The sequence below is a fragment of the Brachybacterium sp. FME24 genome, from assembly GCF_014897705.1.
Lineage (GTDB): Bacteria > Actinomycetota > Actinomycetes > Actinomycetales > Dermabacteraceae > Brachybacterium.
Window position 1 is genome coordinate 299,865 of the sequence record NZ_JABUXV010000003.1, and the last position, 18,710, is coordinate 318,574.

The 18,710-nt window shown below is 67.9% G+C and carries 16 protein-coding genes and 1 tRNA gene; 10 read left to right on the forward strand and 7 right to left on the reverse strand.

The genetic code is table 11. The features are described 5' to 3' along the window. Nucleotides 1-119 precede the first annotated feature (119 nt). The 3 genes from INT51_RS05060 to INT51_RS22820 all read left to right on the forward strand — a co-directional run bounded on the left by INT51_RS05060 (nucleotide 120) and on the right by INT51_RS22820 (nucleotide 4,921). Nucleotides 120-3,941 carry a multifunctional oxoglutarate decarboxylase/oxoglutarate dehydrogenase thiamine pyrophosphate-binding subunit/dihydrolipoyllysine-residue succinyltransferase subunit gene (locus INT51_RS05060; protein WP_370540781.1) on the forward strand — a complete coding sequence of 1,274 codons (3,822 nt, stop codon included), beginning with the start codon at nucleotides 120-122 and terminating at the stop codon, nucleotides 3,939-3,941. 82 nt (nucleotides 3,942-4,023) lie between these two features. Continuing rightward, on the forward strand, nucleotides 4,024-4,668 hold the full coding sequence (locus INT51_RS05065; protein ID WP_304502077.1) for a GDSL-type esterase/lipase family protein: 645 nt from the start codon (nucleotides 4,024-4,026) through the stop codon (nucleotides 4,666-4,668). Between the two features lie 178 nt (nucleotides 4,669-4,846). After that, entirely contained in the window at nucleotides 4,847-4,921 is a 75-nt protein-coding gene (locus tag INT51_RS22820) for a 50S ribosomal protein bL37 (RefSeq protein ID WP_370540782.1), read from the forward strand. 125 nt (nucleotides 4,922-5,046) lie between these two features. Here INT51_RS22820 and INT51_RS05070 read toward each other — a convergent pair whose 3' ends face one another. Together INT51_RS05070 and INT51_RS05075 are read right to left on the reverse strand one after the other, a co-directional pair. Continuing rightward, complete coding sequence (locus tag INT51_RS05070) at nucleotides 5,047-5,412, reverse strand: zf-HC2 domain-containing protein (protein WP_226831952.1); 366 nt, start codon at nucleotides 5,410-5,412, stop codon at nucleotides 5,047-5,049. Further along, entirely contained in the window at nucleotides 5,409-6,164 is a 756-nt protein-coding gene (locus INT51_RS05075; RefSeq protein WP_193104111.1) for a sigma-70 family RNA polymerase sigma factor, read from the reverse strand. Before INT51_RS05075 ends, INT51_RS05070 begins: the two co-directional genes overlap by 4 nt. Nucleotides 6,165-6,483: 319 nt before the next feature. On the opposite strand from INT51_RS05075, the gene INT51_RS05080 reads away from it, so the two are divergent. The 6 genes from INT51_RS05080 (at nucleotide 6,484) to INT51_RS05105 (ending at nucleotide 12,963) form a co-directional block, all read left to right on the forward strand. After that, nucleotides 6,484-7,050 (forward strand): hypothetical protein, encoded by a 567-nt coding sequence (locus INT51_RS05080; protein ID WP_193104112.1) that lies wholly within the window; start codon nucleotides 6,484-6,486, stop codon nucleotides 7,048-7,050. Between the two features lie 6 nt (nucleotides 7,051-7,056). After that, nucleotides 7,057-8,385 (forward strand): 3-phosphoshikimate 1-carboxyvinyltransferase, encoded by a 1,329-nt coding sequence (aroA, locus tag INT51_RS05085; protein ID WP_193104113.1) that lies wholly within the window; start codon nucleotides 7,057-7,059, stop codon nucleotides 8,383-8,385. Then, complete coding sequence (locus tag INT51_RS05090) at nucleotides 8,382-9,473, forward strand: ribosome small subunit-dependent GTPase A (protein ID WP_193104114.1); 1,092 nt, start codon at nucleotides 8,382-8,384, stop codon at nucleotides 9,471-9,473. Before aroA ends, INT51_RS05090 begins: the two co-directional genes overlap by 4 nt. 156 nt (nucleotides 9,474-9,629) lie before the next feature. Continuing rightward, nucleotides 9,630-10,424 carry an inositol monophosphatase family protein gene (locus INT51_RS05095; protein WP_193104115.1) on the forward strand — a complete coding sequence of 265 codons (795 nt, stop codon included), beginning with the start codon at nucleotides 9,630-9,632 and terminating at the stop codon, nucleotides 10,422-10,424. A gap of 429 nt (nucleotides 10,425-10,853) precedes the next feature. After that, on the forward strand, nucleotides 10,854-12,074 hold the full coding sequence (locus INT51_RS05100) for a pyrophosphate--fructose-6-phosphate 1-phosphotransferase (RefSeq protein WP_193104116.1): 1,221 nt from the start codon (nucleotides 10,854-10,856) through the stop codon (nucleotides 12,072-12,074). Nucleotides 12,075-12,333: 259 nt separating this feature from the next. After that, on the forward strand, nucleotides 12,334-12,963 hold the full coding sequence (locus INT51_RS05105; protein ID WP_226831953.1) for a C2 family cysteine protease: 630 nt from the start codon (nucleotides 12,334-12,336) through the stop codon (nucleotides 12,961-12,963). Nucleotides 12,964-13,014: 51 nt separating this feature from the next. Here the strand turns inward: INT51_RS05105 and INT51_RS05110 are convergent, their stop codons facing one another. The 3 genes from INT51_RS05110 to INT51_RS05120 all read right to left on the reverse strand — a co-directional run bounded on the left by INT51_RS05110 (nucleotide 13,015) and on the right by INT51_RS05120 (nucleotide 17,126). Continuing rightward, nucleotides 13,015-13,662, reverse strand: coding sequence for a GDSL-type esterase/lipase family protein (locus INT51_RS05110; protein ID WP_193104118.1), 648 nt, complete (start codon nucleotides 13,660-13,662; stop codon nucleotides 13,015-13,017). A 104-nt stretch (nucleotides 13,663-13,766) separates the two neighbouring features. Then, nucleotides 13,767-13,840, reverse strand: a tRNA-Met gene (locus INT51_RS05115). A gap of 175 nt (nucleotides 13,841-14,015) precedes the next feature. Then, complete coding sequence (locus INT51_RS05120; RefSeq protein ID WP_193104119.1) at nucleotides 14,016-17,126, reverse strand: UPF0182 family protein; 3,111 nt, start codon at nucleotides 17,124-17,126, stop codon at nucleotides 14,016-14,018. Between the two features lie 153 nt (nucleotides 17,127-17,279). On the opposite strand from INT51_RS05120, the gene INT51_RS05125 reads away from it, so the two are divergent. Beyond that, on the forward strand, nucleotides 17,280-17,831 hold the full coding sequence (locus INT51_RS05125) for a PPA1309 family protein (RefSeq protein ID WP_193104120.1): 552 nt from the start codon (nucleotides 17,280-17,282) through the stop codon (nucleotides 17,829-17,831). A gap of 7 nt (nucleotides 17,832-17,838) precedes the next feature. Here INT51_RS05125 and INT51_RS05130 read toward each other — a convergent pair whose 3' ends face one another. Together INT51_RS05130 and INT51_RS05135 are read right to left on the reverse strand one after the other, a co-directional pair. Then, the gene (locus INT51_RS05130; RefSeq protein ID WP_193104121.1) at nucleotides 17,839-18,327 is read right to left on the reverse strand and encodes a single-stranded DNA-binding protein; all 489 of its coding nucleotides are present in this window, start codon (nucleotides 18,325-18,327) and stop codon (nucleotides 17,839-17,841) included. A 261-nt stretch (nucleotides 18,328-18,588) separates the two neighbouring features. Further along, nucleotides 18,589-18,710: Fe-Mn family superoxide dismutase (locus INT51_RS05135; RefSeq protein ID WP_226831997.1), on the reverse strand; the 122-nt coding region annotated here is incomplete at its 5' end.

The following is an 18,710-nucleotide window of genomic DNA, read 5'->3' on the forward strand; positions in this document are numbered from 1 at the left end:
CCTGCTCCGTTAGGCTGTCTCTATCCGTATCACTCGACTGTGAGAAGGCTGGCGATCTCAGAGTGTCACAGCAGACACAGGGCTCCGGGACCTCGGAATTCGGCCCTAATCAGTGGCTCGTGGACGCGCTCCGCGAGCAGTGGCGACAGGATCCTTCCAGCGTCGACCCCAGCTGGGCGGAGTACTTCTCCTCCCGGGCCGCGGTGACGAGCTCGGATCCTGGTGCCGACGAAAACTCCTCCGGGGCGTCCCCGGGGAGCTCCGCGACTGCGACGGCGCAGTCCGAGGAGACCCCGAAGGCCGCACCCCAGGACCCCCCGCAGGAAGCGGACGACGCGGCCCCTCCCGCTGTCACCACGTCGCCGTCGGCGCCGCCTCCTGCGGATTCCTCCGCTGCCGGCGAGCCCACGACACCCACCCCTCAGGCCGCCTCGACCGCGGCACCCTCTCAGCGTGCGAAGGAATCCGCCCCCGTGAACGACGCGCCCCCGAAGGCTGCACCGCAGAAGACGCCCACCGTCTCGACCACCTCGGACCGTCCGGCGAAGATTCCCACCACCACGTCGCAGATCCCTGCCATCGAGCTGCGCGAGCCCGAGGTCGTCAAGCTGCGCGGCCCCGCTGCCGCCGTGGTGCGCAACATGGGCGAGTCGCTGACCGTCCCGACGGCCACCTCGGTGCGCGACGTGCCGGTGAAGCTGCTGTTCGACAATCGCATCGTCATCAACAACCACCTCAAGCGCAATCGCGCCGGCAAGGTGTCCTTCACCCACCTGATCGGGTGGGCGATGATCGAGGCGATCACCGAGATCACCGACATGAACAACGGCTTCGACGTCGATGAGAAGGGCAAGCCGCTCCTGCTCAAGCGCGAGGACATCAACTTCGGGCTCGCCATCGACATGCCTCGTCCCGACGGCTCCCGCGGGCTGGTCGTGCCGAACATCAAGGGAGCCCAGCGCTTCGACTTCCTCGGCTTCTGGAAGGCGTACGAAGAGGTCGTGCGCAAGGCGCGCGCCGGCAAGCTCACGATGGACGACTTCTCGCACACCACCGTCTCCCTGACCAACCCGGGGGGCATCGGCACCGTCCACTCGATCCCGCGCCTCATGTCGGGTCAGGGCGTCATCGTGGGCGTCGGGGCGATGGACCACCCCGCACAGTTCCAGGGCGCGAGCCCTGCCACCCTCGCGGACCTCGCGGTCTCGAAGGTCATGACGCTGACCTCGACCTACGATCATCGGATCATCCAGGGCGCGGCCTCCGGCGAGTTCCTCAAGCGCGTGGGCGACAAGCTCCTGGGCAAGGAGGGCTTCTACGACCGCGTCTTCACCGCGCTGAGGCTCCCTTACCAGCCGATCCGCTGGGTGCAGGACAACCCCTTCAAGGACTCCAAGCCCGAGCGTCTGGCTCGGGTCATGGACCTGATCCATGCCTACCGGGTCCGTGGCCATCTCATGGCCGACACCGATCCGCTGCAGTTCAAGATCCGCAATCATCCGGACCTGGATGTCGAGACCTATGGGCTGACCCTCTGGGACCTCGACCGCACCTTCCCCACCCGTGGCCTGGGCGGGAAGGATGAGATGCCGCTGCGCGACATCCTCGGGGTGCTGCGCGACTCCTACTGCCGCAGCATCGGCGTGGAGTACATGCACATCTCCGACCCCGACGAGCGCGCCTGGCTCCAGGCCGAGATGGAGACTCCTCGTCGCGCCTTCGACAAGGCCGAGCACACCCACATCATGGATCGGCTCAACGCCGCAGAGGCGTTCGAGACCTTCCTGCAGACGAAGTTCGTGGGCCAGAAGCGCTTCTCGCTCGAGGGCGGCGAGTCCGTCATCCCGATGCTCGATGCCGTCCTGCACGGCGCCGCGCACGACCAGGTCGACGAGGTCTGCATCGGCATGTCGCACCGCGGCCGCCTCAACGTGCTGTCGAATCTCGCGGGCAAGAGCTACGGCCAGATCTTCCAGGAGTTCGAGGGAAGCTCCGGCCAGAACACGGGTTCGGGCGACGTGAAGTACCACCTCGGCACCGAGGGCACGTACACCTCCCACGACGGCGAATCCACGAAGGTGTACCTCGCCGCGAACCCCTCGCACCTGGAGGCGGTCAACCCCGTTCTCGAGGGCATCGTGCGCGCCAAGCAGGACCGTCTCGAACGCCCCGAGGAGTTCCCGGTGCTGCCGGTCCTCGTGCACGGCGACGCGGCCTTCGCCGGTCAGGGCGTGGTCACCGAGACGCTGAACCTCTCGGAGCTGCGCGGTTACCGCACCGGTGGAACGGTCCACGTGATCATCAACAACCAGATCGGCTTCACCACGCTGCCGGACTCCTCACGCTCGTCGTTCTACTCGACCGACGTCGCGAAGTCGACGCAGCTGCCGATCTTCCACGTCAACGGCGATGACCCCGAGGCCTGCGTGCGGGTCGCCGAGATCGCGTTCCGGTACCGCCAGAAGTTCCACCGAGACGTGGTCATCGACATGGTCTGCTACCGCCGTCGGGGCCACAACGAGGGTGATGACCCCTCGATGACCCAGCCGCAGATGTATTCGCTGATCAACGACAAGCCCTCCACGCGCAAGCAGTACATGGAGGCGCTCATCGAGCGCGGCGATCTCACCGAGGAGGAGACCGAGGGCCTGGTGCGCAACTTCCAGGAGCACCTGGATGAAGCCTTCGCCGCCACCCGGACCGATTCTTCCGAGGCCGATCCGAACTCGAGCGTGCAGGGCCTTGACCTGCCCTCCTCGCAGCGCACGCCGAGCTCCGAGCGCGGCGCGGTCGACACCGCCATCGATGCTGCGGTGCTCGAGCGCATCGGGGAGGCGCACGGCGCCTACCCGGGCTCCTTCACCGTCCATCCGAAGCTGATGCAGGTCCTCAAGCGGCGTCAGCAGATGTCGAGCGAGGGTGGGGTGGACTGGTCCTACGGCGAGCTGCTCGCCTTCGGGTCGCTGCTGATGGAGGGCCGTCGCGTGCGTCTGGCCGGCCAGGACTCGCGACGTGGCACCTTCGTGCAGCGTCACAGCGTGCTCATCGACCATGAGAACGGTGACACCTGGACCCCGCTGGCGCATCTGTCGGACGATCAGGCCCGCTTCAACGTCTACGACTCGTCCCTCTCGGAGTTCGCAGCACTGGGCTTCGAGTACGGCTACTCGGTGGAGAATCCCGAATCCCTCGTGCTGTGGGAGGCGCAGTTCGGCGACTTCGTCAACGGTGCTCAGACCATCATCGACGAGTTCATCTCCGCCTCCGAGCAGAAGTGGGGCCAGAACTCGAGCGTGGTGCTCCTGCTCCCGCACGGTTACGAAGGCCAGGGACCGGATCACTCCTCTGCCCGCATCGAGCGCTTCCTGCAGCTGTGCGCGGAGGACAACATGCGCGTCGCGGCGCCGTCCACCCCGGCCAGCTACTTCCACCTGCTGCGCAGGCAGGGCAAGACCGAGCCCAGGAAGCCGCTGATCGTCTTCACGCCGAAGTCGATGCTGCGCAACAAGGCTGCGGTCAGTCCTGTCGAGGACTTCACCGAGGGTCGCTTCGCGCCGGTCCTGACGGACACCACGGTCGATCCCGCGCAGGTGACCCGGGTTCTGCTGACCTCGGGCAAGGTCTACTGGGATCTGGTGGCACATCGCGAGAAGCAGGGCGCGACCGATACCGCCATCGTCCGCCTCGAGCAGCTGTACCCGCTTCCCACGGAGGAGCTCGTGGAGGTGCTCTCCACCTATCCGGAGGCATCTCTCACCTGGGTTCAGGAGGAGCCGCAGAACCAGGGCGCCTGGAGCTTCATGGCCGTGAACTTCGCGATCGAGGTCGGGCGTACGCTCAAGGTCGTCGCCCGGGCCGCATCGGCCTCCCCAGCCACGGGCTCCAACGTCATCCATAAGGAGGAGCAGGAGGATCTGCTCCTGCGCGCCTTCGAATCCTGAGCGACGTGTCGGGGCGGCGGGTTCGCCCGCAGCCCTCACCGTCGATACAGTTGGCGTCCCCGTCCCAGGCCAGGAGGTCCCGGTGCAGACTGCGTCCACATCGTCCGATCGAGTTCCGGATTCCCGGATCCGGATCATCGCGCTCGGCGACGAGCTCCTCGCCGGTATCGGCGACGCTCGCGCGCTGGGCTGGCTCGGACGCGCCGTGGCCAGCGAGCAAGGCGCCGCCAACCGCATCGACGTGTTCGCCTCGGCCCTGCCCGGTGAGTCGTCCGCCGGGCTCGCGGGCCGCTGGGACGAGGAGGTGCGGCTGCGCATGGACCAGTCCGCGCAGTCCGACGGCAGCATCGATCACCGCGTCGTGCTGGCCCTGGGCCGGGCGGACGTCGATTCCGGGTCCTCCCTGGCACGCTCCCGGCTCAATCTCGCGAAGGTCCTCGACGGCCTCGAGCGTCTGCGCATCCCGGCCTTCGTGGTGGGCCCTCCTCCCAGTCGGGACCCGGGCATCACCGCGAGCGTCCGTGAGCTCTCCGGAGCGTTCGAGGACGTCTGCTCCCGCCGTCGCATCCCGTACGTCGATACCGTCAGGGGGCTGGTCGGGCACGAGCAGTGGGAGTCCGATGTGAGCCGCTCCCCCGGCGACCACCCGGGCCAGACCGGGTACGGGCTGATGGCGTGGCTGGTGCTGCATGGCGGTTTCGGGACCTGGCTGGGCACCTCGTCCTGACCTGCACGGCTCGCGACCGAGCCGGCACTCCCACCTCTGGCGGGCCCCTCGCCGATGCCCGTCATCATCGCCGAGTGACCTCCGCCTCAGGTGGGACCGTCGGGCAGGTCCGGGAGGATCGGCAGCGGGCACCTGTGGCACAATCAACGGGTTACCTGGGCGAAGGAAGGAGAACGTGATGAGCAAGCGAGGACGCAAGCGCAAGGCTCGCCGTAAGAACGGCGCGAATCACGGCAAGCGCCCCAACTGCTGACCGTGATGTCGCTTCCGGCGACATGACTGAGGGCCCCTCCCATTGCGGGAGGGGCCCTCAGTCATGTCCGCCGTGATGTCCGAGCCCGGCAGATCGGCCTTGCCGCCCCGGGCCCGGCGGAGCTCTCAGGGTCCCGAAAGCTCCCGGCGGGTACTGGTGGTGGTGACACGCACGCTGGTCGAGCCGTCGGCGTCAGTGGTCCGGGTGACCGAGACGCTGCGGTACTGCACAGCGATCCGGTCGCGGAGCGAGGACGGGGCGCGGTCCGCGCAGCTGCGGCGCACGAGCTCCTTCATCCTTCGCACGCGCTCCCATTCGTCGGCGCACTCGGGGCATCCTTGGGTGTGGCGCTCCATCCGTTCCACCGTCTCCTGGGGGAGCTCTCCGTCCAGCGCCGACTCGAGCCCGTAGCGTGGATCGCGACCGAGCTCGTCCTGTGCCGGCGCATCGCCCTCGGGCATCTCGCGTCCGGTCCTGTCTTCCTGGCTCATCGTTCCTCCTCCCGGTCCGTCGATCCGGTCGTGTCGTCACGGTTCTCCGCGGTACTGCCGTCATCCGGCGGCGAGGGATTCGCGCGCAGGAAGCCGCTGCGGTACGCGTAGTCGGAGAGCATGTCGCGCAATTGGCGCCTGCCCCGGTGCAACCGTGACATGACGGTGCCGATCGGGGTGTCCATGATCTCCGCGATCTCTTTGTAGGCGAAGCCTTCGACGTCGGCGAGGTAGACCGCCATGCGGTAGTCCTCGCGCAGTTCGCCCAGGGCGTCCTTGACCGCGGAGTCGGGCAGATGGTCCAACGCCTCGGTCTCGGCAGAGCGCAGTCCTCTGCTGGTGTGCGAACCCACCTCGGCGAGCTGCCAGTCCTCGATCGAGTCGCCCCAGGCTTCCTTGGGACGGCGCTGCTTCTGCCGATACGTCGAGATGTAGCTGTTGGTCATGATCCGGTACAGCCACGCGCGCATATTGGTGCCGGGCGTGAAGCGGTCCCGGGCGCGGAAGGCCTTCATGAAGGTCTCCTGCACCAGATCCTCGGCGTCGTGCGGATTGCGGGTCATCCGCAACGCGCCGCCGTAGAGGGAGTCCAGGTGAGACAGCGATTCCGTCTCGAAATCGAAGTCGTCGACGCCGCCGTCAGCGGCGGTGCCAGCGGCAGTGCTGCCGCGGCGATCCTGGACCATGGCGGCACCGGACGGGTCGTCCGGGAGGCCCGCATCGGGGCTCGGGGTGGAATCTGTCTGGGTCATCAGGCTCCAACCTACGCCAGAACAGCGGGTCGGAACCTGTGTGAGCACCGTGGTCGCCATCCGCTCTCCCTCGTCCTGGCCGACCGAGCTGTCGGGCCTGTTGGTTCTGTCAGTTCTGTTGGTCGTTCTGTTGGCGCTGTCGCCTCTGCCGGTCAGCAGAGTCGCCCAGCTCTCGCCAGACGCCGCTGGCGACCCGCATCCATCCCCTGCAACGCGCCGGGCGTCCCCGATGTTCCCTGCGCGGTAGTCTGGGCGTCGGTGACCTGCCGGACACGGCGTCACCGGAACTGCCTGCACCCGTCAAGAACGTGAGGACACCATGGCCCTGGTCCGACGCATCGCCCGTCCCCTGCTCGCCGCCCCCTTCGTCGTCGAAGGCGTGCGCACCGCTCTGCGCCCCGAGCGTGAGATCGATGTCTACCCCCAGGCGTTCGAGGCAGTCGATTCGACCCTCTCGAAGTCCTCCGCACCGAGCTTCGTGGACGCGCGCACCATCATCCGCGCGACCGGCGTCATCGCCGCCGGCGCGGGCGTCCTGTACGCCGCCAATCGCTGCCCTCGCGCTGCCGCTGCAGCCCTGCTGATGACCACGTCCGTCGGCTGGGTCGGCCGCAAGAAGGTCTGGGAGCTGCGCGGCGAGGAGCGCACGCAGGAGATCCAGGCCATCCTCACCGACGCCGGCCTCCTCGGGGGCGTGCTGCTCGCCGTGGTCGATCACGACGGCCGGCCCTCGCTCGGCTACCAGATGAACCAGTTCGTCGAGCGCAGCCAGAAGAAGGCCGCCGCGAAGCAGCGCGAGCTCGAGAAGAAGACGGACAAGCTGGAGAAGAAGGCGAAGGGCGCGGTGGGAACCGCACAGAAGCAGCTCGCCGCACAGCGAGGCTGACGCGCAGTGGTCTCCGAGGTGCTGTGGACCGCACCGGTCGCCGACAAGCCCGTCGACGCCCTGGTGCGGGTGCCGGGATCGAAATCCCTGACCGCTCGGTGGATGCTCCTGGCTGCCGCCGCGGACGAACCGTCCGAGCTGCGCGGGGCCCTGGTCTCGCGTGACACCCGTCTGATGCGCGACGCTCTGGAGCGTCTGGGCGCCTCCCTCGAGGTGCGCGACGACTCGCTGCACGTCACTCCGCTGCCGCCTCCCACCGAGCAGCCGGCGGAACCGGTGGAGATCCACACGGGCCTGGCCGGGACCGTCATGCGTTTCGTGCCGATGCTGGCCGCCCTGCACCATGGCGACGTACGTTTCACCGGTGACGATGCCGCTGCGATGCGGCCGATGGGTGCCGTGATCGAGGCGCTGCGACAGCAGGGCGTCGAGGTCACCGAGCATGGGGAGCCCAGCCGTCTGCCGATCACGGTGCACGGAACCGGTCATCTGCGCGGCGGCAGGGTCGAGGTCGATGCCTCGGCCTCCAGTCAGTTCGTCTCCAACGTGCTGCTGGTCGCGGCGCGCGGCGAGGCGGACCTCGAACTGGTGCACGTGGGCGAGAAGCTCCCGTCCCTGCCGCACATCGAGATGACCCTCGAGACGATGCGTCAGGTCGGGATCGAGGCGGCGCACGGCACCGACGAGCGCGGCCGTCACACGTGGAGGGTGACGCGCGGCACGGTCCGGCCGGTGCGCATCACGGTCGAGCCCGACCTCTCCAACGCCGGGCCCTTCCTGGCTGCGGCCATGATCACCGGGGGCACGATCGCCGTGGACGACTGGCCGGAGGAGACCACTCAGCCAGGTGACGCCTATCGCGAGCTGCTCAGCCGTATGGGCGGCGAGGTCTGGCGCGAGGACCGCACCCTCTGCGTGCGCGGCACCGGCACCGTGCGCGGGATCGACGCGGACATGTCGGCCGTCGGCGAGCTGGTCCCCACGATCGCCGCTCTCGCTGCTCTTGCCGAGTCACCGTCGCGCCTGCACGGCGTGGGGCATCTGCGCGGGCACGAGACGGACCGACTCAAGGCCCTGGCCACCGAGCTCACGAAGATCGGTGCCCGCACCCTCGAGCACGAGGACGGGGTGGAGATCTACCCCGGTGAGCTGCACGGTGAGACCTTCGAGACCTACGAGGACCACCGCATGGCCACCGCCGCCGCGATCATCGGGCTGCGGGTGCCGGACCTGTGCGTCGTCAATATCGCCACCACCCGGAAGACCCTGCCGGACTTCGTCGGGATGTGGTTGTCGATGCTGCACACCGCGCCCCCGGCGGACGGCGACGCGTGAACCGGGCGGTCCGCGACTACGACGAGGCCGACGTTCGCGTGAGGCCCTCTCGTCGCGGCTCCCGACCGCGGACGAAGGACCGTCCGAAGCACGAGGACGCGGTCACCGCACGCGTGGTCTCCGTGGACCGGGGCCGCTGGCGCACGGTGGTCGCGGCCGGGACTCCCGAGGCGCGCACCGTCACGGCGATGCGCGCCCGGGAGCTGGGCCGCTCCCCCGTCGTGCCCGGCGATCTGGTGGGACTGGTGGGCGATACCTCGGGACGCGACGGGTCTCTCGCACGCATCGTGCGGATCCAGGAGCGCAGCTCGTTCCTGCGGCGCAGCGCCGACGACGACGATCCCACCGAGCGTCCACTGGTCGCCAACGTCGACCTCATGGTGATGGTCACCGCCGTGGAGGATCCCGAGCCGCGCGGCGGCATGATCGACCGCTGCCTGGTGGCGGCCTACGTGGCCGGCATCGATGCCCTGCTGGTGCTCACCAAAGCAGATCTGCGATCCCCCGATGAGTTCCTGCGCAGCTACGCGCCGCTCGGCCTCGACCACGTCGTGACGAGTCGGAGCCAGGTGCCCCTCGCCGATCCTGAGAACCTCGAGAACCCTGAGAACCCTGAAGATTCCGGCATCGTGGGCCTGGAGGCGCTGCGCGATCGGCTCGCCGGTCGGGTCAGCGTGCTGATCGGCCACTCCGGCGTCGGCAAGTCCACCTTGCTGAACGCCCTGGTCCCCGGGACCGACCGTGCCACCGGCGTGGTCAACGACGTGACCGGTCGCGGCCGGCACACATCGTCCTCGGCGCTGGCGCTGCCGCTGTCGGAGGAGGGCGGCTGGGTGATCGACACCCCCGGAGTGCGGTCCTTCGGCCTGGGGCATGTGGATCCCGAGGCATTGCTGGAGGCCTTCGCGGACCTCGCGGCGCTCGCCGAATCCTGTCCTCGTGGCTGCACGCACCTGGAGGACGCGCCCGATTGTGCGCTCGACGCCCTCGTCGTCGCCGGGCAAGCAGGCAGTGCGGGCCCCGCCCGTCTGGTGTCCTATCGGCGCCTCGCCATCGCGCTGCGCAAGAACGACCCCTGGGCTTTGTGACCGGCTGAGGTCCAGTGGATCCCCGCCGGCGCATCGGCCGGTGGCGGCCCACCTGCTTTCGGTCCTCGAAGAACTCTTCCCCTCGCGACATCCCTGTCTCCGGCCGATTCCGCGTCGCTGCGCGGCATGGGCCGTCGATCGCCCTAAGGTGGGCCCATGTCCAGCCGCTATGCCGATGATCTGCGCCTTGCCCATGTACTCGCCGATGCCGTGGATCAGCTGACCATGTCCCGCTTCAAGGCGCAGGATCTCGAAGTCACCACGAAACCCGATCTCACCGAGGTCACCGACGCCGACAAAGCCGCCGAACAGTTGGTGCGCTCCCAGCTCGCCCGCTCCCGCTCGCGCGACCAGGTGATCGGCGAGGAGTTCGGCACGACCGGTTCAGCCTCCCGGCAGTGGGTCATCGATCCCATCGACGGCACCAGCAATTTCGTGCGAGGAGTGCCCGTGTGGGCCACTCTCATCGGTCTCATCGAGGACGGCCGCCCCGTGGCGGGCCTGGTCTCCGCCCCCTCGCTCGGTCGTCGGTGGTGGGGCGGCACCGATGCGGGAGCCTGGACCGGCTCGCGCATCAACAACGCCTCGCGACTCAAGGTCTCCGGCGTCGATCGCCTCGAGGAAGCCTCACTGTCGTACTCCTCATTGCACGGGTGGGCGGATCACGACCGTCTCCCCCAGATGCTGAACCTCATGCAGCGCTTCTGGCGCACTCGGGCCTACGGCGACTTCTGGTCGTACATGCTCGTGGCCGAAGGTGCCGTCGATGCGGCGTGCGAACCCGAGCTCGCCCTGCACGACATGGTCGCCCTGGTCCCGATCCTCACCGAGGCGGGCGGCCGCTTCACGTCGCTGGATGGGCAGGACGGCCCCTTCGGAAGCAACGCCGTGGCCACCAATGGCCTGCTGCACGAGGAGATCCTCACCGCCCTCGCCCCCCGCGACCGCTGAGCAGAGCTGGTCGACGTGCTGCGAGGCACGAGCGGCAGGAGAACAGCACACCAGCAGAGCTGGTCGACGTGCTGCGAGGCACGAGCGGCAGGAGAACAGCACACCAGCAGAGCTGGTCGACGTGCTGCGAGGCACGAGCGGCAGGAGAACAGCACACCAGCAGAGCTGGTCGACGTGCTGCGAGGCACGAGCGGCAGGAGAACAGCACACCAGCAGAGCTGGTCGACGTGCTGCGAGGCACGAGCGGCAGGAGAACAGCACACCAGCAGAGCTGGTCGACGTGCTGCGAGGCACGAGCGGCAGGTCAATCGCAGGTGGTGAGTGCACAGGTCCGGGTCGCCGAGGCAGGGCGGACGGCGCACGTCGGGGCGCCCCGGCATCGGTAGACTCGGGTCATCGTGACCCCAACCGTGAAGGGACCCCCTCCTCATGACCGTCAAGCGCGTCGCCCTGCTGACCGCGGGTGGCTATGCCCCCTGCCTGTCCTCCGCCGTCGGCGGCCTCATCGAGCGGTACCACGAGCTGGTGCCGGATGTCGAGATCATCGCGTACAAGCACGGCTACTGGGGGCTGCTCTCCGGCGACAAGATCGTCATCGACGACGAGGTGCGCGCGAAGGCCGGGCTGCTGCACAACTACGGCGGGTCACCCATCGGCAACTCCCGCGTGAAGCTCACCAACACAGCTGACCTCGTGGGCCGCGGTCTGATCCAGGAGGGTGAGAACGCCCTCGAGGTCGCCGCGAGCAAGCTCGTCGCGGACGGGGTCGACGTCCTGCACACCATCGGTGGCGACGACACCAACACCACCGCCGCGGACCTCGCCAAGTACCTCCACGACAACGACTACGACCTGCAGGTCGTCGGGCTGCCCAAGACGATCGACAACGACATCGTGCCGATCCGCCAGTCCCTCGGCGCCCAGAGCGCCGCCGAGCAGACCAGTGTCTTCGCACAGAACATCGTTGCCGAGCACGGATCGAACCCGCGCATGCTCATCATCCACGAGATCATGGGTCGCGCCTGCGGGTACCTCACCGCGCAGGCGGCGGAGTATTACCAGCAGTGGCATGCGAAGCAGGAGTGGCTGCCCTCGATCGGCCACAAGGCCGAGCGCTGGGATGTCCACGCCGTGTTCCTGCCTGAGCTGGCCCTGGATATCGACGCCGAGGCCGAGCGCTTGAAGACGGTCATGGACGAGGTCGGGTGCGTGAACATCTTCCTGTCCGAGGGTGCCGGTATCCCCGAGATCGTCGCCGAGATGCAGGCTCGTGGCGAGGAGCCCGAGAAGGATCCCTTCGGTCACGTGAAGATCGACAAGATCAATCCGGGCCAGTGGTTCGCGGACCAGTTCTCCGCCAAGCTCGGCGCCGAGAAGTCCATGGTCCAGAAGTCCGGGTACTTCTCGCGCTCCGCGAAGGCCAACGCGGCGGATCTGCGCCTGATCAAGTCGATGACCGACCTCGCCGTGCAGGTCGCCCTCGAGGGCGGATCCGGTGTCATCGGCCATGACGAGGGCAACGGCAACGTGCTGCGCGCCATCGAGTTCGAGCGGATTGCCGGGCACAAGGCGTTCGACATCTCCCAGCCCTGGTTCCACGAGGTCATGGAGCGCACCGGGCAGAAGATCGTCGCGTCCGGATCGCACTGAGTCCCGTGAACCGTCTCCCTCGGACACGGTGATGGCTGCAGATCTGAGGACCTCTGATCTGCGGCCTCGTGTGCGGACCTGGCGCCGCACCCTTCGCGCGCTCGCCCTGACGGGGCGGGCGCGCGACGCGTCTGTGGGGAGCGTTGCACCGGGCCCCACCGGCCGGAACACTTCCCCAGCGTCCCTCTCGATACCCGACCTCGTGGAGGTCTCGCCCGGGCCGTCCGCTACCGGGTGGAAGCTCGACAACGGGCCGTTGATGCCGACGCGACCACTGCGGCCCCAGCAGGGGCGACTTGGCGACTGCTGGGTGATCGCCTCCCTGCTCGCGATCCATGAAACCGCCCCCGGGCGCCTCGCCGCACTTCTGACCGAGATGCCGGACGGCACGGTGGAGGTGCGTCTGCCCGCCATGGACGAACCGATCCGGGTCGATCGGAACATGCCTGTCACGGCGCACGGAACGTTCCAGTACGCCCGCCGCGAGGGCGCGAATCCTGGCTGGGTCGGCGTGATCGAGAAGGCGATCGCCGGGCACGTGGCCGGCGGCTACGGATGCCTGCAGCGCGGGTTCGCCCGGTTCGGACTCGAACTGCTGCTCGGTGTGCGCGTACGCACCCGACTGCGCCTGCCGTCGGCCGCCCAGATCGTCGGCTGGCGCGAGGAGGGACGGGCGATCGCTGCGTCCACCCACCCGCTCAGCGGCCGGGTCGGTTCGGCGCACGGCCCACTGCCACCCAGCCACGTGTTCGCCGTGGTGGGGGCTGCTCCCACCAGCGGGCACGTGCACCTTCGCAATCCCACCCGGCCAGGGAAGATGCTGGTGATCGATGCCCGCACCTTCCGGCGGGGATTCCTCTCGGTCGACGTGACGCCACCGCTGCGCTGAGGTGAGGCCCGACGCGATGTCGGGCGAGGGCTCGGTCGATACTGCGCGAGGTCAGCGCCGGAGCGGATCGACCTCGTCGAAGGTTGCGAGCCAGGCGTCGGCGATGAGGCGATGACCGGCGATCGCCGGGTGCACGCCGTCCGCGGCGATGCTCGCGGGCGTGTGGCCCGCCGTCCACGCCCGCTCGAGGACCACCTCGAGGTCCACGACGCGGTGGCGGAACTCGCGGGCGAGGTCGCGGATGATCGCCACCTTCGCGTCGAGATCATCATGGATCTGGGCCATCTCGTCCGTGATGTCGGCGACGAACGGTACGACCAACAGCACTGGCACAGCCGGCCTGGTGGCAGAGAGCTGGTCGAGCAGGTACCGGTAGCCCTCCTCGAAGGTTTCCGGGGTGACCAGCTCGCCACGCGTGTAGTAATGCCAGGCGTCGTTGACGCCGACGTAGATCGTGACGACCTGGGGGTCGAGGTCGAGACAGTCCGTGCCGAAACGCGCGACGAGGTCGGCGACTTTGTCGCCTCCGATCCCCCGGTTCAGGACACGTGACGTGGGTTCGTGCGCGGCGAAGTGTTCGGCGAGCAGACGCACATAGCCATAGCCCAGTCCGGCGGGGTCCTCGCCACGTGAGCAGTCGGTGATCGAATCCCCGATGAACAGCAGTGTCCGGGGCTCGGGGGGCGATGGTGTCGTCATGCCGCAATCCTGCCAGAGGCCGGGCGTGACCGGCCTCTGACACGACGGATGGTCCGGACATGCAGAAGGCCCGGACAGTTTTCACTGTCCGGGCCTTCGTCTCGTAGCGGGGGCAGGATTTGAACCTACGACCTCCGGGTTATGAGCCCGGCGAGCTACCGAACTGCTCCACCCCGCGGCGACATGACTAACTTTACGACCCTGGCGTCCCCGCGTCCAATCAGCGGGCCCGAACGTGTGCCATGACACGTTCACGGCCCGTTCACCTGCAAGAACAGCAGGACGCCCGACCGTTCCCGGAGAGAAACCGGGGCGATCGGGCGTCCTGGGACTTCTTCAGCTGCCGGTGGGGATCAGCCTTCGCCGCCGTCGGAGGGCGCCGGCACTCCGGTCCCTCCGAGCTCCGTGTTGGCCGTGACCGCGCGGTTGAGCGCGTCGGCGAGTCGGTCCTGCGCCTCGCCGTAGGCGGTCCAGTCTCCCGCTGCCATGGCCTCCTCGGAATCGGCCACCGCAGTGTCCATGTCCGCGAGCGCCTGGTCGAGTTGCTCCTGAGCGCTTCCCGCGTCCGCCGCCGGAGCGTCACCCTCGGCAGCGTCTTCCTCCTCGGGCGGAGCCTCTTCCCCCTCAGGGGTCTCGACCGTGCCGTCACCGGTCTCGGTGTCGGCCGTGCCGGCCACACCGTCCGGGTCCGACACGGCGGCGTCACCGGCTGTCGCACCGGAATCACCGCCGAAGACCAGATCCAAGGCTTCGTCGAGCGTCGGCGCGAATCCGATCTTCTCGCCGAAGGAGACCAGCACCATCTGCAGCAGCGGGTACTGGGTACCACCACCGGAGGCCGAGGACTGCAGATACACCGGTTGCACGTACAGGAGTCCGCCGCCGACAGGCAGCGTGAGCAGGTTGCCGTTGATCACCTCGGAGTTGCCGGACTTCAACAGGTTCAGGGCCTGCGAGACGTTGGGTTCGGAGTTGAACGTTGCCTGCACCTGCCCGGGACCATTGACCGGATTGGTGGCCGGTAGGACGAGCAGCGTCATGTCGCCGTACGAATCTGCCGGGTTGCCCTCCGTGCTCCCGGTCTCGGAATCGACCGCGAGGAACCCGGTGAGCACGTTCTGACCCTGGGCGGGTATATAGCTCGAGGAGAGGGTGAATCGTGGCGATTCAGTGCCTGGGAACTGCATGGTCAGGTACATCGGCGGCTGCGTGGGCTGCTCGCCCGTGGTGCCGTCAGGGTTCTCGGGCGCCGGCTCGGTCGGATCCGGCGGGGTCTCCCAGAAGTCCTGGGCACCGAAGAAGTCATCGGCCTCTGTGACGTGGTACGTGCCCAGCAGTTCCCTCTGCACCTTGAAGTAGTCCGCGGGATAGCGCAAGTGGCTCATCAGCTCGCCGCTGATCTCGCTGGCAGGCTGGAGCGCGTCGGGGAAGACTTCCGCCCAGGACTTGAGGATCGGGTCCTCGGTGTCCCAGGAGTACAGGTTCACCGAACCGTCGAAGGCGTTCACCGTGGCCTTGACGCCGTTGCGCATGTAGTTCGCGCTGCTTTCCCGGTTCGAGGCGGTGTCCGCGGCATTCGTCTGCGAGTCGTTGATCGCGTCGTCGAGGCCGACGGTACGTGAGTACGGGTATGCATCGGTCGTGGTGTACCCATCGATCACCCACACCAGTTCATCGTCGACGATCGCCGGATACATCTGCGAGTCGAGCGACAGGAACGGGGCGACCTCGCGTACGCGCTCCTGGGGATCACGGTCGTACAGGATCTGCGACTCCTCATTGAGGTAGCCGGAGATCACGACGTTCGGGTCACGGAACTTGATCGAGTAGAGCAGCTGGTTGAAGAAGTTCCCGACGGACGGCCCGCCGTCGCCCTGGTAGGTGTTGTTGACCTGTTCGCCGCCCTCTTCGCCATCGGTGCCCGACTGGTAGTCGAACTCCTCGGGCGCGTGTCCCTCCGGCGCACCGACGATCGAATAGTCCGGGGAGTGGCGTCCGAAATACACCCGCTCCTCGTACTCCCCGAGCGCACCGTCACCCGGGACACCTGACTGCAGGAAGCTGGGCTCGCCATCGGCGTTGCGGCGGTTGCCATACGCGGCAGCGGCGCCGTAGCCGTGCGTATAGATGATGTGCTGGTCCACCCAGGACCGGGACGAGAGTTCGAACTTGTCCGGGCGCAGCTCTCGCACGCCGATAACGGTGTCCTGGAGTTCACCGTCGACCTCGTATCGGTCCACGCTGAGCACGTCATCGAAGCCCCAGTAGCGGCGGTTCGCCTCTCTCTGCTCGAACGTGGGCGAGATGATGTTGGGGTCCATCAGACGGATCTGCGTGGTGGTCGAAGCGTCTTCGCGCAGTGCGCCGGGCTCCGCGTCGGTGGTGGCCGTGTACGAGACCTCGTTGACGTCATCGATGTTGAACGCCGTACGGGTCGCATCGATGTTCCGCTGGATGTACGGCTGTTCGAGCGTGCGCTCGTTGGGCTGGACCTGGAACTGCTGGATCGCCCAGGGATACAGACTGCCCACGGCCAGCGTGGACAGGATCATCAGGCCGGCGCCGATCGCGGGGATCCGCCAGTCCGACCGGAAGATCCACAGGACGAACAGTGCTGCGACCACGATCGCCGAGATCGCGAGGATCGTCTGCGCGGGCAATATGGCGTTGACGTCGGTGTAGGAGGCACCGTGGAACCGGTCGTTCTGATTGACCAGCATGTCGTAGCGCTGGAACCAGTGGCCCGCTCCGAGCAGCAGCACGTAGATCGCGGCGAGCACGCCGAGGTGGCGACGGGCGGCGCGCGTGACCTCCAGGCCGCTCTCCTGACCCCAGGCGACACCGCCGTAGATGAAGTGTCCGATGAGGGCACCGACGATCGCCACCAGCATCACGAACTGCCCGAAGGAGATGATCAGGTCGATCACGGGCAGAGTGAACACATAGAAGGAGACGTCGTTGCCGAAGATCGGGTCCGTCTCCCCGAACTGCTGAGGGTGCAGGAACAGTTGCACGTCCTGCCAGCGCCGCGAGGCGGCGAGACCGCCGAACGCCCCGATGATCAGGGGTGCCGCGATGGTCAGGCCCTTGCGCAGCGGATCGACCGCGGTGCGGAACTGCTCCAGTGCCTCCTGCTCGCGCGTCACCGGCGGATAGACGGGCCGCTTCGCGTAGGAGATCCGCAGGCTGAGGAACAGCGGCACCGCGAAGAGGACGAACCCGATGAGGAACAGGACGCCTTGCGTGATCCAGCGCGTGACAAGCACATCGGTGTATTCGAGCTGGTCCATCCAGAGATATTTGGTCCACACCTCGGAGGCGATGACCAACAGGATGACGAGCACCGCGATCACGATCGCGGTGATCGCCAACGGCGAGATCCTCCGCGGCGTCGATGCGTTGGCGTCGGGAGCCGGGCGCGGGCGCGGCCGGGGTGTGTCGCCGAAGGGGGCGGAGAAACTCACGGATAACCTCGGGTGCCTCGATGTCGGAGTCGTCGGCGGTTCCTGCACCTACGCAGGGAACGGCCCCGGTCTCCGGGTACAGTGTGGTGCCGCCGCGCACAGCGGTGGCACGTCCATTCTGTCAGGCGAACCTGTAAGGAACCTCTCGATCCGATGACGACTCCTGACACGGACCCTCTGGACACTCCCACAGCCGCCCTCGCGGCTGCTGTGCTCGACATCGCCCGGCATCTCGAGGACGAGCCGCTGACGTCCCCCCGGCTGTTCGCGCTCGCGCGCAGCGCCGAACTGATGGCCTCTTCCCCGTCCCTCGCGGCACTGCTGGGGGCCACCGGTGACGGGACCGATACCCACGACGAGCTCCATCTGACCCCGATCGACCTCGATGACGGAGCCGACTCGGACGTCGTGGCACCTGGTGGGCAGGATCCGCTCGCTGCGCTGCAGGTCGTGCAGTGGCCGGACCTGGCAGCGGGCGGAGCGATCGCCTGCGATCTCGCCCCCTCCGCCTGGGTCCTGCGCGAGGAGCACAGCGGCGCCGACCTTCCGGCAGGGCGCCCGCTGCGCGTGATCGTCGCTGCCCTTGCCGATGGCACGAGCTGGTCTGCGGTGCACCGCGGCGACGAGGACGGTTATGTCCTCGGCGCCGCACTGCTCCCCGACATCTCCGCAGCCCTGGCCCAGACGCTGCAGCCCACCGACTGATCCCGGGTCAGGAGGCCGTCGCCAGGGCGTCGTCCTCCGCCACGTCGTCCGTCAGCGCCACCTCGACGTCGCCGCTCGCGGTGCTGTCGAGCATCTCTCCTGTCCGCGGATCGTGATCGGGAATCTCGCTCGTCTTCAACGGACGAGTGAACGTCGTGGTGCCGAACGTGAGGTCGTGGCCGATGGCCTCCGCCTGCAGAGTCAGGGAGTAGCGCACTGCACCGTCCTCCGCTGTCCACTCGGAGCTGCCGAGGCGCCCCGTGACGACGAGTGGCTGGCCCTTGGAGATCGACTTCAGGAGGTTGCGGGCCAGTGCCCGGCGCGCGAAGACCGTGATGAATTCGGTCTTGCGGTCGATGAAATCGCTCTTGGCGGAGTCGTAGTAGCGACCGGTGACGGCCATTCGCACGATGGCGGTGACGCTGCCGTCGGACTGGAGTCGCTCACTGGGGTCAGCGGTGGCGTTCCCCATGAGGGTCGTGTGGATGTCGCGCATGGTGATGTCCTTCCTGAGGTGCCGGGTCATTCCCGGCCTCGGCTCCGTGCCGATGGACCCCAGAGTCCCTGGCCCACTCCGCCAGCTCCAGCCCACCGCGGTTTCTGTGGATGAAGAGGTGCTGGGGAGGAACGATCCCGGGCAGGTCGGGGCACACGCGGCAGCGGCCGGCCCCCGATTCCTCGGGGACCGGCCGCTGCGTCGATCAATCGACCTGCCGACCGATCAACCTGCGAACCGATCAGGGTCGACGAGGCGTGATCAGGCCTGCGGGATGACCAGACCGGACCCGGTCGCGCGCGCCGCCTCGAACCGTGCCTGGACATCGGCCCAGTTCACGATGTCCCAGATCGCCTTCACGTAATCAGCCTTCACGTTCTGGT

What these genes read in the sequence shown, in the direction of transcription:
- INT51_RS05105 (WP_226831953.1), top strand. Translation starts at nt 12,334, where the DNA reads ATGCCGACGCGACCACTGCGGCCCCAGCAGGGGCGACTTGGCGACTGC.
- INT51_RS05070 (WP_226831952.1), bottom strand. Translation starts at nt 5,412, where the DNA reads ATGAGCCAGGAAGACAGGACCGGACGCGAGATGCCCGAGGGCGATGCG.
- INT51_RS05080 (WP_193104112.1), top strand. Translation starts at nt 6,484, where the DNA reads ATGGCCCTGGTCCGACGCATCGCCCGTCCCCTGCTCGCCGCCCCCTTC.
- INT51_RS05075 (WP_193104111.1), bottom strand. Translation starts at nt 6,164, where the DNA reads ATGACCCAGACAGATTCCACCCCGAGCCCCGATGCGGGCCTCCCGGAC.
- INT51_RS05095 (WP_193104115.1), top strand. Translation starts at nt 9,630, where the DNA reads ATGTCCAGCCGCTATGCCGATGATCTGCGCCTTGCCCATGTACTCGCC.
- INT51_RS05100 (WP_193104116.1), top strand. Translation starts at nt 10,854, where the DNA reads ATGACCGTCAAGCGCGTCGCCCTGCTGACCGCGGGTGGCTATGCCCCC.
- INT51_RS05130 (WP_193104121.1), bottom strand. Translation starts at nt 18,327, where the DNA reads ATGCGCGACATCCACACGACCCTCATGGGGAACGCCACCGCTGACCCC.
- INT51_RS05110 (WP_193104118.1), bottom strand. Translation starts at nt 13,662, where the DNA reads ATGACGACACCATCGCCCCCCGAGCCCCGGACACTGCTGTTCATCGGG.
- INT51_RS05125 (WP_193104120.1), top strand. Translation starts at nt 17,280, where the DNA reads ATGACGACTCCTGACACGGACCCTCTGGACACTCCCACAGCCGCCCTC.